General features: G+C 61.6%; 13 protein-coding genes and 1 pseudogene. 4 read left to right on the top strand and 10 right to left on the bottom strand.

From position 1 onward, the window contains the following. Nucleotides 1-137 precede the first annotated feature (137 nt). The 3 genes from ileS to ISN39_RS02585 form a co-directional block, all read right to left on the bottom strand. The gene (gene ileS / locus ISN39_RS02595) at nt 138-3,038 is read right to left on the bottom strand and encodes an isoleucine--tRNA ligase (RefSeq protein WP_194729085.1); all 2,901 of its coding nucleotides are present in this window, start codon (nt 3,036-3,038) and stop codon (nt 138-140) included. Between the two features lie 244 nt (nt 3,039-3,282). Next, complete coding sequence (locus ISN39_RS02590; protein ID WP_194729084.1) at nt 3,283-4,266, bottom strand: bifunctional riboflavin kinase/FAD synthetase; 984 nt, start codon at nt 4,264-4,266, stop codon at nt 3,283-3,285. 14 nt (nt 4,267-4,280) lie between these two features. Then, on the bottom strand, nt 4,281-5,129 hold the full coding sequence (locus tag ISN39_RS02585) for a TIGR01459 family HAD-type hydrolase (RefSeq protein WP_194729083.1): 849 nt from the start codon (nt 5,127-5,129) through the stop codon (nt 4,281-4,283). A gap of 361 nt (nt 5,130-5,490) precedes the next feature. Here ISN39_RS02585 and groES point away from each other — a divergent pair, with 361 nt between their 5' ends. The 3 genes from groES to ISN39_RS02570 all read left to right on the top strand — a co-directional run bounded on the left by groES (nt 5,491) and on the right by ISN39_RS02570 (nt 8,581). Further along, nucleotides 5,491-5,787 carry a co-chaperone GroES gene (gene groES / locus ISN39_RS02580; RefSeq protein ID WP_004675403.1) on the top strand — a complete coding sequence of 99 codons (297 nt, stop codon included), beginning with the start codon at nt 5,491-5,493 and terminating at the stop codon, nt 5,785-5,787. Nucleotides 5,788-5,844: 57 nt separating this feature from the next. Beyond that, entirely contained in the window at nt 5,845-7,482 is a 1,638-nt protein-coding gene (gene groL, locus ISN39_RS02575; RefSeq protein WP_074066815.1) for a chaperonin GroEL, read from the top strand. A 637-nt stretch (nt 7,483-8,119) separates the two neighbouring features. After that, nucleotides 8,120-8,581, top strand: coding sequence for a hypothetical protein (locus tag ISN39_RS02570; protein WP_194729082.1), 462 nt, complete (start codon nt 8,120-8,122; stop codon nt 8,579-8,581). 180 nt (nt 8,582-8,761) lie between these two features. Here ISN39_RS02570 and ISN39_RS02565 read toward each other — a convergent pair. From ISN39_RS02565 to ISN39_RS02545, 5 genes and pseudogenes are all read right to left on the bottom strand, one after another. Beyond that, nucleotides 8,762-8,921: pseudogene (locus ISN39_RS02565) on the bottom strand (IS1182 family transposase); the annotation flags it as partial. A gap of 410 nt (nt 8,922-9,331) precedes the next feature. After that, nucleotides 9,332-10,255 (bottom strand): RNA-guided endonuclease TnpB family protein, encoded by a 924-nt coding sequence (locus ISN39_RS02560; RefSeq protein WP_194729080.1) that lies wholly within the window; start codon nt 10,253-10,255, stop codon nt 9,332-9,334. Continuing rightward, complete coding sequence (locus ISN39_RS02555) at nt 10,252-10,581, bottom strand: helix-turn-helix domain-containing protein (RefSeq protein ID WP_194729079.1); 330 nt, start codon at nt 10,579-10,581, stop codon at nt 10,252-10,254. The genes ISN39_RS02560 and ISN39_RS02555 overlap by 4 nt, the downstream gene beginning before the upstream one ends. Before the next feature lie 77 nt (nt 10,582-10,658). Next, nucleotides 10,659-11,483 carry an isocitrate lyase/phosphoenolpyruvate mutase family protein gene (locus ISN39_RS02550; protein ID WP_194729078.1) on the bottom strand — a complete coding sequence of 275 codons (825 nt, stop codon included), beginning with the start codon at nt 11,481-11,483 and terminating at the stop codon, nt 10,659-10,661. A 144-nt stretch (nt 11,484-11,627) separates the two neighbouring features. Next, nucleotides 11,628-12,338 (bottom strand): glutathione binding-like protein, encoded by a 711-nt coding sequence (locus ISN39_RS02545; protein ID WP_039844098.1) that lies wholly within the window; start codon nt 12,336-12,338, stop codon nt 11,628-11,630. Nucleotides 12,339-12,554: 216 nt separating this feature from the next. Between ISN39_RS02545 and ISN39_RS02540 the strand changes: the two genes are divergently transcribed. Continuing rightward, nucleotides 12,555-13,001: a DoxX family protein gene (locus tag ISN39_RS02540; RefSeq protein WP_194729077.1), complete on the top strand. Its 447-nt coding sequence runs from the start codon at nt 12,555-12,557 to the stop codon at nt 12,999-13,001. A 77-nt stretch (nt 13,002-13,078) separates the two neighbouring features. On the opposite strand, the gene hisG is transcribed toward ISN39_RS02540, so the two are convergent. Next, nucleotides 13,079-13,774, bottom strand: a complete 696-nt coding sequence (gene hisG / locus ISN39_RS02535; protein ID WP_194729076.1) for an ATP phosphoribosyltransferase — start codon at nt 13,772-13,774, stop codon at nt 13,079-13,081. Continuing rightward, complete coding sequence (locus tag ISN39_RS02530; RefSeq protein WP_194729075.1) at nt 13,771-14,892, bottom strand: ATP phosphoribosyltransferase regulatory subunit; 1,122 nt, start codon at nt 14,890-14,892, stop codon at nt 13,771-13,773. Before ISN39_RS02530 ends, hisG begins: the two co-directional genes overlap by 4 nt. Nucleotides 14,893-14,937: the final 45 nt, after the last annotated feature.

Genomic DNA, 14,937 nt, shown 5'->3' with positions numbered 1-14,937 from the left:
AAACCCTTCCAGCCATGCCGGTGCAATCATCGCCCTACCGGATGATCGTCCCCCTGACGTAAAAATCCGGCCATTTTCAGGCAGCTTTTACCGGATGAACTGCAAAAGAGCAATTCATCCGGCAATTTTCTTCAGTATTACAATCCGAGTTCACGCAATGCAGCGGCATCGCGCGCCGATACATCCGGATACTGCGGATCGGAGCCGACATCCTTGGTGATACGCCAGGAGCGGGCGCATTTGGTGCCCTCGGCAAGTGCTGGCTCGACGCTGACTCCGGGAACTTCCGGCAGCCGGAAGGCTTCGGCCGGCCCCTCGGCGCCGTCGACGGCAATATCCGAGGTGATGCAGATTTCCGAGAAATCCAGCCCATCAAGAGCAGCGCGAAGCACGCCGTCCGTGACATGCACGACGGGCGCTGCTTCCAGCGACGAGCCGATCCGCTTGTCCTTTCGCTCGATCTCCAGAGCGCCGGTGACGACCGAACGGATCGCACGGACCTTCTTCCACTTGCCGGCCAGCGCCTCGTTCTTCCATTCAGGCGGGATCGCCGGGAACTGCTCGAGATGAACCGAGACCGCCGACGGATCGCGCGACAGCCACGCCTCTTCCATCGTGAAGGGCAGCATCGGCGCCATCCAGGTCACCATGCTATCGAAGATATTGCGGATGACATGGAGAGCCGCACGGCGCCGCTGGCTCGACGGCGCATCGCAGTAGAGCGTGTCCTTGCGGATGTCGAAATAAAAGGCCGAGAGCTCGACATTGGCAAAGTCGATCAGCGCGCGGGCGATCTTCTTGAAGTCGAAGGCATCGTAGTTCTCGCGCACGAGCTCGTCGAGCTCGGCCAGGCGGTGGAGCATCAGCTGCTCCAGTTCCGGCAGATCGGCGAGCGCGATCACTTCGCCCTTGTCGTGGGCGAGTGTGCCAAGCATCCAGCGGATCGTGTTGCGGAGCTTTCGGTAGGCATCGACATTCGTCTGGATGATCGTCTTGCCGACGCGAAGGTCGTCCGCGTAGTCGGAGGTCATGACCCAGAGGCGGAGGATATCCGCACCGGCGTCCTTCATAACTTCCTGCGGCGCAGTGACGTTGCCCTTGGACTTCGACATCTTCTCGCCCTTCTCGTCCATGGTGAAGCCATGGGTGAGGACGGCGTTGTAGGGCGCGCGGCCGCGGGTAGCGGCCGATTCGAGCAGCGAGGAATGAAACCAGCCGCGATGCTGGTCCGAGCCTTCGAGATAGAGATCGGCCGGCCACTTAAGGTCCGGGCGGTCTTCCAGCGTAAAGGTGTGCGTGGAGCCCGAGTCGAACCAGACGTCGAGGATATCCATGACCTGCTTCCACGGCTCGTTCGCCTTCTTGCCGAGGAAACGCTCACGCGCACCTTCGGCGAACCAGGCGTCGGCGCCTTCCTTTTCGAAGGCTTCGAGGATGCGGGCATTGACCTCGTCGTCCTGCAGGATCTGGCCTTGCTCGTCGACGAAGACGCAGATCGGCACGCCCCAGGCGCGCTGGCGCGAAAGCACCCAGTCCGGGCGCTGTTCGATCATGGCGCGCAGGCGATTCTGGCCGGCAGCCGGAACGAAGCGGGTATCATCGATCGCGTTCAGCGCACGGGAGCGCAGCGTCGTTCCGTCGCCGAGCTCCTTGTCCATGTGGACGAACCACTGCGGCGTGTTGCGGAAGATGACCGGCTTCTTCGAGCGCCAGGAATGCGGATAAGAGTGCTTCAGGCGGCCGCGTGCGAAGAGCGCGTGACGGGCGATCAACGCTTTGATGACGCGCTCATTGGCATCACCCTTCTTGCCGCTGTCGTCGATAACGCGCGCCGCGCCGCCTTCCGCATCCGGGCCGAAGCCGGGCGCGTCGATGGTGAAGAAGCCGGCATCGTCGACCGGGAACGGGATCGTGGACGAGATGCCGCGCGCTTCGAGCTCCCGCATATTGTCCATCCAGGCGTCGAAGTCCTCGCGACCGTGGCTGGGGGCGGTATGGACGAAACCGGTACCGGCGTCATCGGTCACATGCTCGCCATCAAGCAGCGGCACCTGGAAATCATAGCCGCCGCCCAGGCCGTGCAGCGGGTGCGCGCAGGTGACGGCGGCAAGTTCATCCGCTTTAATATCGCGAACGAAATTGAAGGTCACTTTCGCCTTGGCAGCGGACTCCTCAGCCAAGCGCCTGGCAAAGATCAGCTTCTCGCCCGGCTGCGGGCCGAAGTCGTTCTCGGCGGTCGCAACTTCGTAGAGGCCATAGGGGTAGCGCGACGAGAACGCGACCGCGCGGTTGCCCGGGATCGTCCAGGGGGTCGTCGTCCAGATGACCACGAAGGCGCCGGCCAGAGCGGCGGGGCCTTCCGCGACGGGGAACTTCACCCAGATCATGTCGCTTTCGACATCGGCGTATTCGACTTCGGCTTCCGCCAGCGCAGTGCGCTCGACGACCGACCACATGACCGGCTTGGAGCCGCGGTAGAGCTGGCCGCTTCTTGCGATCTTCAAAAGCTCGCCGGCAATGCGCGATTCGGCGTGGAAGTGCATCGTCGTATAGGGATTATCGAAGTCGCCCTCGATGCCGAGGCGCTTGAACTCCTCGGACTGAACCTTGATCCAGCCGGCGGCGAAGTCGCGGCATTCCTTGCGGAATTCGTTGATCGGAACTTCGTCCTTGTTCTTGCCCTTCTCGCGGTACTTCTCCTCGATCTTCCATTCGATCGGAAGGCCGTGGCAGTCCCAGCCGGGAACGTAGTTGGCGTCAAAGCCGCGCATCTGGAACGAGCGGTTGATGACGTCCTTGAGGATCTTGTTCAGCGCGTGGCCGATATGGATGTTGCCGTTCGCATAGGGCGGGCCGTCATGGAGGACGAATTTCTCGCGTCCGGCAGCGGATGCGCGCAGCTTCCTGTAGAGGCCCATCTGCTGCCAGCGTGCAACGATTTCCGGCTCCTTCTGCGGCAGGCCGGCGCGCATCGGGAAGTCGGTTTCGGGCAGGTAGAGGGTCTTCGAGTAGTCGATCTTTTCGGCTGTGTCGGTCATGTTTCAGCAATCGTTTCTGGGCGCCTTCAAGGCGCGACGGCTTCAAAAATGTCTGATGACGGAAGCGCTCGTTTGCCCAAGCGCCAAAAACCCGGACCTTCCGGCGGCTCAGCGCGCGCGGAAGGCCGGGCCGATAATTCGCATCGCACTCGACAGCCGGACTTTATTCATAGCGGCGGTTCATAGGCGTTTTTGCCGGGAAAAGGAAGAGGGATTTGAGGCCGTGCCCACCGGCATCGCGGCGTCAGACGAAACAAAGCTTAAGGTCGAGTTCGCCGAGCGGCCGGACACCCGCAAGCAGCGCCCTCGCCTCCTGCTCGTCACGCTTGATCTGCTCGACGAGCGGTTCCAGGCCGTCGAACTTCAGTTCGGGCCGCAGGTGGCCGAAGAAGGAGACGGAACAGGTCCGGCCGTAGAGGTCGCCGCTGAAATCGAAGAGATAGGTCTCCAGCAGCGGCGCACCGTTTTCGATCACCGTCGGGCGGCGGCCGTAGCTCGCAACTGCATCGTAGAGCTTGCCGTCGTCCAGGCGGAAGCGGACGGCGTAGATGCCGGCTGCAAGTTCGGCCTCCGGCGGAAGCTGCATGTTTGCGGTTGGAAAACCGAGCTCGCGGCCAAGCTTTTCGCCGCCGATCACCTCAGCCTCGACTGTGTAGCGGTAGCCGAGCAGCGCGGCGGCCTCGCTGACATCGCCTTCCTTCAACAACTCGCGGATGCGGCTCGATGAGACGACCTCGGCATTCTCGTCGCGGAAGGCGTCGATCAGCGTGACGCCGAAACCGTATTTATGGCCGGCATCCATAAGGAAGGCCGGGCCGCCCTCGCGATTCTTGCCGAAATGGAAGTCGAAGCCGGTGACGACTTCGGAGGCGCCCAGCCAGTCCTTCAAGATGCCGTGGATGAAGTCGTCCGGCGAGCGCTGCGAGAATTCGCGGTCGAAGGGATATTCGATAACGGCGTTGAAGCCGATCGCTTCCAGGATGCGGGCCTTCAGGGGTGCAGGCGTGATGCGGAAGACCGGTGTTTCCGGCCTGAAGACCGTGCGGGGATGCGGCTCAAAAGTCAGCACCAGCGCCGGGATGTCCCGCTCGTTCGAGATTTCCAGCGCGCGGTTCAGCACCGATTGATGGCCGCGATGAACGCCGTCGAAATTGCCGATGGCAATCACCCCGCCCTTCAGGTGGGCAGGCAAGGGTTCGCGGGTTTCATTGCGGTGAAAAACGGTCATCGGCGGGCTTCTTATTATGCGAGGCGCGGCATCCACCACTTGGGCGCGGCCTTCTCGCGTTCGAGATAGGCATGCAGGATCGCCTCGTCGGTCTCGCCGTTCAGCGTGTATTCCTTCGCGTGGATACCGCCGCTGATATAGAGGAGATCGAGGCCGTAATCGAGAGCGCCGTGCACATCCGTCGGCATGCCGTCGCCGATGGCGAGAATGCGGCTTTTCGGGAAATCGCCGTGGAGTTCGTGCGCGGTTTTCAGCACGGCGTCGTAGATCGGCGCGTGCGGCTTTCCGGCGATGCGGATCTCGCCGCCCAACTGGTGGTAATAGGCAGCCATGGCGCCGGCGCAGGGGATGATGCGGTGACCACGTTCAACGACGAGGTCCGGATTGGCGCAGACCATCGGCACGTTGCGTGCCTGAAAATCCTTGAGCATATCCGTGTAGTCTTCCGGCTTTTCCGTCTCGTCGTCGAAGAAACCGGTGCAGACCACGGATTGAGCGTCCTTCGCATCGACGCGCTCGACGCCGAGACCTTCGATGATGGCCAGATCGCGATCCGGGCCAAGCAGGAACACCTTCTTCGGGCCTTCGGCGATCAGGCCGCGGGTGACGTCGCCGGAGGTGACGATCCGGTCATAGGCGCCGTCCTGGATGCCGATCTGGCGAAGCTGGGCGACCACCTGAGGCGCGATGCGCGGCGAATTGGTGATGAGGATGACGGCAAGCCCCTCGCCGCGCGCGGCTTCCAGAGCGGCAGCGGCCGTCGGGAAGGGATCGACGCCATTGTGCAGCACGCCCCAGACATCGCAGAACACCGCATCATACTGGCTGGTGATCTCCGCAAAACTTCTAATCCGCTTGGCCATCCGATTTCCCGATTTGCTTTCAGTCAGGCGTGACATTGCAAAGGCATGCCGCGATGGCAAGGGATTTTCGGGCGATCTTCAGGAAAAACCGTCGGACCTTCCACGAGAGGAACGCCACGCCGTTTACAGCCTGCGCGGGCACTCCGACGCTCAGGCAACCGACACGCGTCGAATCGGGCGATGCTTCAAACAATTCCCGCCCTCTTCACAATTCCGGCGCAAAATTCCGTGATGGGGCTTCTTGACTCCTTCTGGAGCCATCCCTAAATGCTCGGCGCTAGCACTCCTCAACGGAGAGTGCTAACACTTATCCATGTGGGCCGCCCGGCCTGCGAATGTCATTTGATCGAGGGATTAGACAATGGCAAGCACCAATTTCCGCCCCCTTCACGACCGCGTCGTCGTTCGCCGCGTTGAATCCGAAGAAAAGACCAAAGGCGGCATCATCATTCCCGATACCGCTAAGGAAAAGCCGCAGGAAGGCGAAATCGTCGCCGTCGGCTCCGGCGCTCGTGACGAGTCCGGCAAGGTCGTCGCTCTCGACGTCAAGGCTGGCGACCGCGTTCTGTTCGGCAAGTGGTCCGGCACAGAAGTCAAGATCAACGGCGAAGACCTTCTGATCATGAAGGAAGCCGACATCATGGGCATCATCGGCTGATCCAGCCGGTCGCTTTTTACCCGAAATCGCTGACAACCCTTCTCAGGAGTTTTCAAAATGGCAGCTAAAGAAATTAAGTTCGGCCGCACCGCGCGCGAAAAGATGCTGCGCGGCGTCGATATCCTCGCTGACGCAGTCAAGGTAACGCTCGGCCCGAAGGGTCGCAACGTCATCATCGACAAGTCCTTCGGCGCGCCGCGCATCACCAAGGACGGTGTTTCGGTCGCCAAGGAAATCGAACTGGACGACAAGTTCGAAAACATGGGCGCCCAGATGGTCCGCGAAGTCGCTTCGAAGACCAACGACATCGCCGGTGACGGCACCACGACCGCAACCGTTCTTGCTCAGGCCATCGTTCGCGAAGGCAACAAGGCCGTTGCAGCCGGCATGAACCCGATGGATCTGAAGCGCGGTATCGATCTTGCCGTTACTGAAGTCGTCAAGGATCTCCAGGCCAAGGCCAAGAAGATCTCCACTTCGGAAGAAGTTGCACAGGTCGGCACGATCTCCGCAAACGGCGACAGCCAGGTCGGTCGCGACATTGCTGAAGCCATGCAGAAGGTCGGCAACGAAGGCGTCATCACTGTCGAAGAAGCCAAGACCGCCGAAACCGAACTCGAAGTCGTCGAAGGCATGCAGTTCGACCGCGGCTATCTCAGCCCGTACTTCGTGACCAACCCGGAAAAGATGGTTGCTGACCTCGACGACGCCTATATCCTTCTGCACGAGAAGAAGCTCTCCAACCTGCAGTCGATGCTTCCGGTTCTCGAAGCCGTCGTTCAGACCGGCAAGCCGCTGCTGATCATCGCTGAAGACGTCGAAGGCGAAGCGCTTGCAACGCTCGTCGTCAACAAGCTGCGCGGCGGGCTGAAGATTGCTGCCGTCAAAGCTCCGGGCTTCGGCGACCGCCGCAAGGCCATGCTCGAGGACATCGCGATCCTCACCGGTGGTACGGTCATCTCCGAAGATCTCGGCATCAAGCTCGAGTCCGTCACCCTCGACATGCTCGGCCGCACCAAGAAGGTTTCGATCTCCAAGGAAAACACCACGATCGTCGACGGCGCCGGCGCCAAGTCCGACATCGAAGGCCGCGTTGCGCAGATCAAGGCGCAGATCGAAGAAACCACCTCCGACTACGACCGCGAGAAGCTGCAGGAACGCCTTGCCAAGCTCGCAGGCGGCGTTGCCGTTATCCGCGTCGGCGGCTCGACGGAAGTCGAAGTGAAGGAAAAGAAGGACCGCATCGACGACGCCCTCAATGCGACGCGCGCTGCTGTTCAGGAAGGTATCGTCCCGGGCGGCGGCGTTGCCCTGCTCCGTTCCTCCGTCAAGATCACGTCCAAGGGCGTGAACGACGATCAGGAAGCCGGCATCAACATCGTTCGCAAGGCGCTGCAGTCGCTGGTTCGCCAGATCGCTGACAACGCTGGTGACGAAGCTTCGATCGTCGTCGGCAAGATCCTCGACAAGAATGACGACAACTACGGCTACAACGCCCAGACCAGCGAATATGGCGATATGATCGCCATGGGTATCGTCGACCCGGTCAAGGTCGTCCGTACGGCTCTGCAGAATGCAGCCTCGGTTGCTTCGCTGCTGATCACCACGGAAGCGATGATCGCCGAGCTGCCGAAGAAGGACGCTCCGGCGATGCCGGGCGGCATGGGCGGAATGGGCGGCATGGACATGATGTGAGACTGAGGTCTCGCATCTGAGCCATCCGGTTCAGTTCAGGAAGGGCGGTCTTCGGGCCGCCCTTTTTTTTGAGCGCGATTCGCAGCTGCGCACGCGCAGGGCAAGCCGTCGACTTTCCAAAGCGTTTAACTTGGCCCGTTCTCTTGCCGCCACCAGCCCGGAGCTTTCGCGAAGCTTGCGCCGCCAGATTTTTCAACAAATATTCGAATTTCGCTTAAGGAGGCATTTGCCGGGCAAAAACCACTTCTTTGCGAAGCGAAACCACGCACAATCCATCACAAATTGATTCTTTGTACTTCTCATGCGACGTTTTCCAGCAAAATAGCCGGTTGAACCGTCTTGGCCGGACGAGGGTTCCGCCCCGAAAAAGCCGTTGCCGTTTGGCGAAAAGCTCCTATAAATCCGCGCTGCAATTGATGTGCGTTCGAGGATCGTTTTCACCCGCCAGCGAGGCCAGAACGCCGTCTCAACCTGCGCGAACATTCGGCGACGAACGTTTGCGCGACAAGCAAGAGCAAGCCTCAGTGCCCCGCCGGCGATCGAGGTTCCAGACCGCAGGCATGATGCCTGGCGCCGTATGACCCTGTTTCGCTCTGACCGCAGCGCAGCGGAGACTGCGCCCGAACCGGGGAACCCCTTGTTTAAAATCGCCAAAGCAACTGTTGCCGCCCCCCTGATGCCTGGCTCGCTGGATCTGACCCATCGTAATCAGGATATGATTGCTCAATTTTCGGTCTCCGAGGCCTGGGCCGGCGACTTTTCAAGCGGAATCATCCGCCTCGGCGACTGGAGCAGCCTGCTGCATGGCCTTTCGGCACAGGAATGCGGCCTTCTGAGCCTGCTGCGCTGCTATGATCCGAAAGATCGGGGGCATATCCTCGCGCTTTTCGAACAAGCCACAACACTTTCGTCGTCCTTCTGCTTTTCCACCACGATCATGATGCCGAACAGCCTGCGTCAACCGGTTTTCTGCATGGGTGAATCGAGCGGAGTGGAGGAAAAATTCAGTGGCAGCATGGCGGGGGTCTTCATCTTTCCGCGCTTCAAGCTGGATGGGGCAAACCAGTCGGCAAGCCGGCAACAAGCGCAAGCATCGTAAGAGAAAGGCCGATCCTGCGACCGGCCATACCGAGAATGCTGGGGCTTTTCGGCGACAATGAAATTGGACGCGAACGTCAGGCAGACCGTGGGGAAACGCGTGATCGACGGTGGCTTTGGTCAGATTTTCAGCCAATCCGGCCAGTTGTGCGCGAAGGCAGCGCTGGGGTCAGCCGGCCAGAAGGTCGGCAGGATCATGGCGCGGCCGCCCCAGTCGCCTTCGGCGTCACACGGATGAAACCGGTGATCGTTAGGTCCAGTCGATCCACGAAAGCTTCGATGAAGCGGACCGGATTGTCCGGTCCGACGTAGTCGTCCAGCGCCTCGGGCAAAAGCAGCATTTGCGAGCGGTCTGTTCTAGAAGAATGTGCCGTGGCAAAGTGTAGACCGACAGTTGCCACAAGGAATTTTCAATTGGCTTTCGGGCAGCGGGAATCAGCGAACCTGGAGGGAAATGGATGATGGCCGCAGCGATCGATGCTTGTGAGCGCGTGGAGGCTGCTGGATACCGTGAGAGCGATAGAGACGCTGCTGTTAGCGTGCGCGGCCAAGACGTGAGCGTGCACGACTTTCTTACAAGCGCGTGGACCTATCCGGAAAACATTCGATACGCGATCATCCGAGAGAGGCCCGTAAAGGGAGACGACCGTGCCTATGTGCCGGAAGCCTCCCGCATCCTTGTCGCCATGGCACACGCCGCAGCGGAAATAATTGGATCCTGCCAGCCCGAGGCTCAGACGACATACGCAAGTTAACATCTTCCCCCGCTTGAAAGCGGGGGATTTCCGAGGGGGCGCGAAGCTCCGCCGATGGTTATCGCTTCAACGGAGAGCGGCTGCCCTTCCTCCACGATCATAGACGCCGTGTTCCGACGCAGGATGTTGATTGCAGCATTGTGGTCGGCATGGGCGCGCAAGCCGCATTGGCAACAGCGGAAAGACGCTTGGCTTTCGCGGCTTTCCCTGTCCACGGCTGCGCAGGCCGAACAGGTCTGCGAGGTGTGGCGGGGATCGACCTTGCACAGGTATCCGCCCCGTTCTTCGAGCTTGTCGGCCAACACGGTTTCAAAGCCGTGCCAGCCTTGTTCGAGGATCGCCCGGTTCAGGCCCGCCTTCTGGCAGACGTTGGTTCCGGGCGCGTCCACGGTTCCCCTGGCGCTGCGCGTCATGTTGCGCGTGGCGAGGTCTTCCAGCACGACCGTTGCGAAGCGACGGGCGATATCAAGACTGGCCTTGTGCCGCCAATCCTGCCGGATGCGGGCAGCACGGGCCTGCAAGGCGGCAACGCGGCGGCGGGCCTTGGCGTGGCGGCTCGACCCGCGCTTGCGCCGCGCCAGAACGCGCTGGGCCCGGCGCTTCCTGGGCTCGATCTCCGCAAGGCCGGCAGGCATCCACCAATGCTCCCCGGTCGAAAGCGTCAGCGTGTTCGCCACGCCCCGGTCGATCCCCACGGCGGGCAAATCGTTTTGCGGGACGGCATGGTCGATTTCGCAGGCGAAGGCGATGTGCCAGCCGTTCGCCGCCAGACTCACCGTCACATTCATGGTCTTGCCACGCAGGCGCCGCGTGTCGCGGAACTTCACCCAGCCGATCTTGGGAAGGCGCGCGGCGGACCACTTGCCGTTCAGGCGCTTGACCTCGATCTCCCGCCCCTGAAAGCGGAAGGCGCCGTTCACGCCCTTCTTGCGGGCCGCGAGGGATATCCTGCGCGCCCGGCGAAGAAGTTGGCATACGCCTTGTCCAGATCGCGCAGGGCCTGCTGCTGGGGCGTCACATGCACGGCGGCAATCCAGTCGAACGCGGCCCGCAGTGCGGTCAATTCCCGCGCCTGGGCGATGTCGTTCAAGCGGTTCCCGGTCTGCCGCCGGTAATGCCGCCACCAGTCCCTGCGCTGCTCCAGCGCCAGATTATAGACCAGCCGCACAACACCCGCGAACTGCCGCAACAGGACTTCCTGTTCGGCGGTCGGAGCGAGCTGGTAGCGGAAAGCGCGGCGGATCATGTTACGATTCTATCAATTGCTCCAAGGAGCGCAACCGTGGAATATCGCACCGGCAGGCCAGGAGTTTCGCGACATTCTCATGTCTTCGTCGTTCCGGTGAAAAAACCCTCCAGCTCCGCAAAGCTCATCGCCTGGTCTGAGAAACGGAAGGTACCTGCCGATCGCATTTCCCGCGCCGCGTTCACGAACGTGCCGAAGGCGAGCCTCGCCAGCCCCGAACCGACACTTATCCGCTTGACGCCCGCCTCCGCCAACTCTGCCACGCTGAACGTTGCGCCGGGCATTCCCATCACAACGTTGACGGGCTTCGTCACGGCCTTGCAAACCAACCGGATCGTGCGAAGGTCACGAAGGCCGGGTGCATAGAGCACGTCGGCTCCGGCCTTCTCGAACGCTTGCAGTCGCCGGATCGTGTCGTCGAGATCGGCGCGGTCCCACAAAAAATTCTCACAACGCGCCGTCAGCACGAAATCGTGCGGCAGAGAACGGCGGGCCTCGACAGCCGCCTCTATACGCTCTACCGCCAGCGTGAAATCATAGATCGGATCATCGCGCCGGCCGGTATGATCTTCAAGCGAACACCCGGCGAGACCGATGTCGGCGGCGGCTCGGATCGTCTCGGCAGCACTCTGCGGACTGTCGCCGAAGCCTTTTTCGAGGTCGGCCGAGACGGGGAGCGGCGTTGCGGCCACGATGGATCGGCAATGGTCCAAGGTGTCTTCTCGTGAGACGGCGCCCTCCGCGACGCCCAGAGAGAACGCCATGCCAGCGCTGGTGGTGGCGAGCGCTGGAAAACCCAAGGCAGCTAAAATCCGGGCTGTGCCGATATCCCAGGGATTGGGGATAATGAACGCGCCCAGTGCTTCGTGCAGTTTGCGAAATGCAGTGCGCTTGTCTTCCATCTGCTACCTCCCAGACTCGCCTCGTTAGATGCGAACATTACACGAGATACGGAACAAATATAGAACGAACGGCATAAAAAGCTTCCCGCAAAGCCGCTAATTCTAAGGGCCGTTCCTGCGACCGGCCTCTTCCTTTAGGCCGGATTACTCCGGCTTCACAGGGATATTCAGACCCTTGGCACTTGCCGGACGCGCGATGCAGCGTTCGAGCCAGGCCATGACGGAGGGGAACTTCGCGTAGTCCAGGACTTCCCGGCCGCCGTAGAAGATGTCGGCGCCGCGGATCCATGGGAATGTGGTGATGTCCGCGATGGTGTAGGCGTCGCCCATGATCCACTGCCGTCCCTCAAGGCGCGCTTCCAGCACGCTCAGCAGCCGCTTGGCTTCGTCGCGGTAACGCTCCATCGGATAGGAATTGTTGGCGACCTTGTCGGCCGCGAACTTGTAGAAATGGCCGAACTGGCCGAACATCGGGCCGACGCCCGCCATCTGGAAGAACACCCACTGGATGGTCTCGTAGCGCCCCACAGCATCCGGGGGCAGGAGCTGGCCGGTTTTTTCCGCGAGATAGAGGAGAATCGCGCCTGATTCGAAGAGGCCGATCGGCTTCCCGCCCGGCCCGTTCGGATCCATGATCGCCGGTATGCGGCCATTCGGATTGAGCGAGAGGAATTCGGGAGACTTCTGATTGTTGGTTCCAAAGGAGATGTAATGCGGCTCGTAAGGCAGACCGAGCTCTTCCAGCGCGATCGCTATCTTCACGCCGTTCGGCGTTTGCAGCGAATAAAGCTGAATAACATTTGGGTTCTGCGCCGGCCAGCGCTTGGTGATCGGAAATGCGGAAAGGTCTGCCATGCCATTTTCTCCTGGGGGCGGGTGGCGAACATAGAAGACCGGCGACGCAAAAGACAAGCCGCTCAACGGAGTGATCGTTTCAGATTAGTGAACAAACCATCCTCATTTGTTTATCTTTTCATCGTGCCCAAAAAAGGCGACAACGCCGGCCAATCGGGGTTCAAACGGTGCCGGGGCACGGGGACCTCCAGAGCAATTCAAACGGAGATCGCGTCCATGTCGAATACCACCAACATCGTCCTTCTTGTCGCCCGCATCCTGCTTTCGTTTATGTTCATCATGTCCGGCTTCGGCAAGCTCACCGATCCGGCCGGTACGGCCGGGATGATCAGCGGTGCCGGCCTTCCTGCCGCAACACTTCTCGCCTATGCCGCTGGCCTCTTTGAGCTTGTTGCCGGGCTTGCCGTCCTCGTTGGTTTCCAGACCCGTATCGTCGGCTGGGCACTCGCCCTCTTCTGCGCCTTCACCGGCCTCGTCTTCCACAGCGGCACGATCAACGTTCCGGATTTTCCGGCTGCGGCCAATGGCTGGATCAACGTGCTCAACCAGATCATGCTGATGAAGAACCTGACGCTTGCCGGCGCCTATATCCTCCTCGCCACCTTCGGCCCGGGCGCCTATTCGCTGGATGCACGCCGTGGCGCATATGCCGTTGCCGCCTAAGCGCGCAACATCCTCCCAAGCAGAAGAAACCCGCCGTCGGAAAGACGGCGGGTTGTTCGTTTGGTTCTTTGCAGAAATCAAAGGGCGCTGCGCACCGCCTCTATGATCCTCGCCACCGACGGCTCGCCGGCGTGGCTCTCCTTGCGGGCGCGGACGAGGCAGGCTTCCGAGCGCAAGATCACACCGTCGTTCAGCACCCGCAGATGGTTCGCCCTCAAGGTGGAGCCGGTCGAGGTGATGTCGACGATGATATCAGCGGAGCCGGAGGCCGGGGCCCCTTCCGTCGCACCAAGGCTTTCGACGATGCGGTAGAGCTGGATGCCATGCTGGCTGGAGAAGAACTGCTGCGTCAGCCGCCAATACTTGGTTGCGATGGTCAAACGGCGGCCATGGCGGGCGCGGAAGTCGGCCGCGACATCGCCGAGATCGGCCATGGTGTCGACATCGAGCCAGATCTCAGGAACGGCAACCACCACGTCGGCGCGGCCGAAACCGAGGCGGGCGCAGAATTCGACGCGCCTGTCGGCTTCCGCCAGCCCTTCGCGCACCAGGTCTTCCCCGGTCACGCCGAAATCGATGGTGCCGTTGCCGAGTTCGCGCGATATTTCCGAGGCCGACAGGAAGGCGATCTCGACGTCGTCCCAACCCTCGACACGGCCGCGATAGGAGCGGTCATTGCCGACGGCGATGATCCTCATGCCGGCGCGCTCGAAGAGTGTCGAGGCATCGTCCTTCATCCGGCCCTTGGAGGGCAGCGCGATGGTGATGGTCATGGGGCCGCCCTTTCCGTTTCGATGCGGTCGAGCCAGAGCGAGAAGCCAACGGCTGGAATGCGGTCCTTGGCGCCCAGCAGCGTCAACAGCCTGTCGAAGCGTCCGCCGCCTGCGAGCACGGCGGACGAACCCTGGATGCCCACCTCGAAGACAAGGCCGGTGTAATAATCGAGAGGGCGGCCGAAGGCGGCGCGATAATCGATGGAGGCGAGGTCGATCCCGGCATTGCCGAGGGCGGCCACCCGGCCATCGAAGCGAGAGAGCGCATTGCCGAGCTTCAGCCCGGCGGCATCGGCAAAACCGGCCAGAGCGGCCGACGCATTGATGAGCGGCACCCTCAGCGACAGGAACTCTTCGAGCACGCGGAAGGCCGCATCATCGAGGCGCGTTTGCGAAAGGACCAACTTCTCCTTCAGCCGGCGAGCGATTTCAGCCGGCGAGCGGCTGGCGTTCGAGGAATAGCCGGTTCTGTGCATCGTCGCGTCGATATGGGCAATGAGTGCTGCCTCGTCGCCGGCGGCGATCAGCCGTGCGACATCGTCATCCAGATCGGTCACGAATTGCGGGCTGACGAGGCTCGCGAGCAGCGCTTCAAGCTGGCCCATATTGCCGAAGGCATGGATCAGCCGCTTCTGCCATCCGAGCGGTAGGCCGAGCGCCTGGACCACGGCTTCGAAGACGGCCTGATCGCCCAGCGTGACCGTGAGGCGTTTGCCAGGAAGAAGCCGCGCCAGGATGCCGGTCGCATCGCCGATCGCGCGGGCGTCGGCGCTGGCGATATTGATGTCGCCAAGGTCTTCGATGCCTGCCTGATAGAATTCGTTTCCACCCTCGCGGCGCTGGCGAAAGACTTCGCCGAGATAGGAATAGCGTTTCGGCGTGCCAGTTGCCGTCTCGATGTGGCGGGTGCAGACGGGAATGGTGAATTCCGGCCGCAGGCAGAGGCTGGCGCCGGTTTCGCTTTCCGTCATGAAGATGCGGCGGCGGAGGTCTTCGCCGGCAATGTCGAGGAAGGGCTCGGCCGGCTGGATGACCGGCGTGTCGATCCGCTCCGTCTTGCGGGCGGTAAATTCGTCCAGGAGGTCGTTGGCGAAACCGGGGAGGTTGATCAGGGCCATGGGGTGGCTCCCGAATAAAGTCCCCTCCCCAACCCCTCCCCACAA

Source organism: Rhizobium sp. 007, assembly GCF_015353075.1.
Classification (GTDB): Bacteria; Pseudomonadota; Alphaproteobacteria; order Rhizobiales; family Rhizobiaceae; genus Rhizobium.
This window is presented reverse-complemented; position numbering and strand designations above follow the sequence as displayed.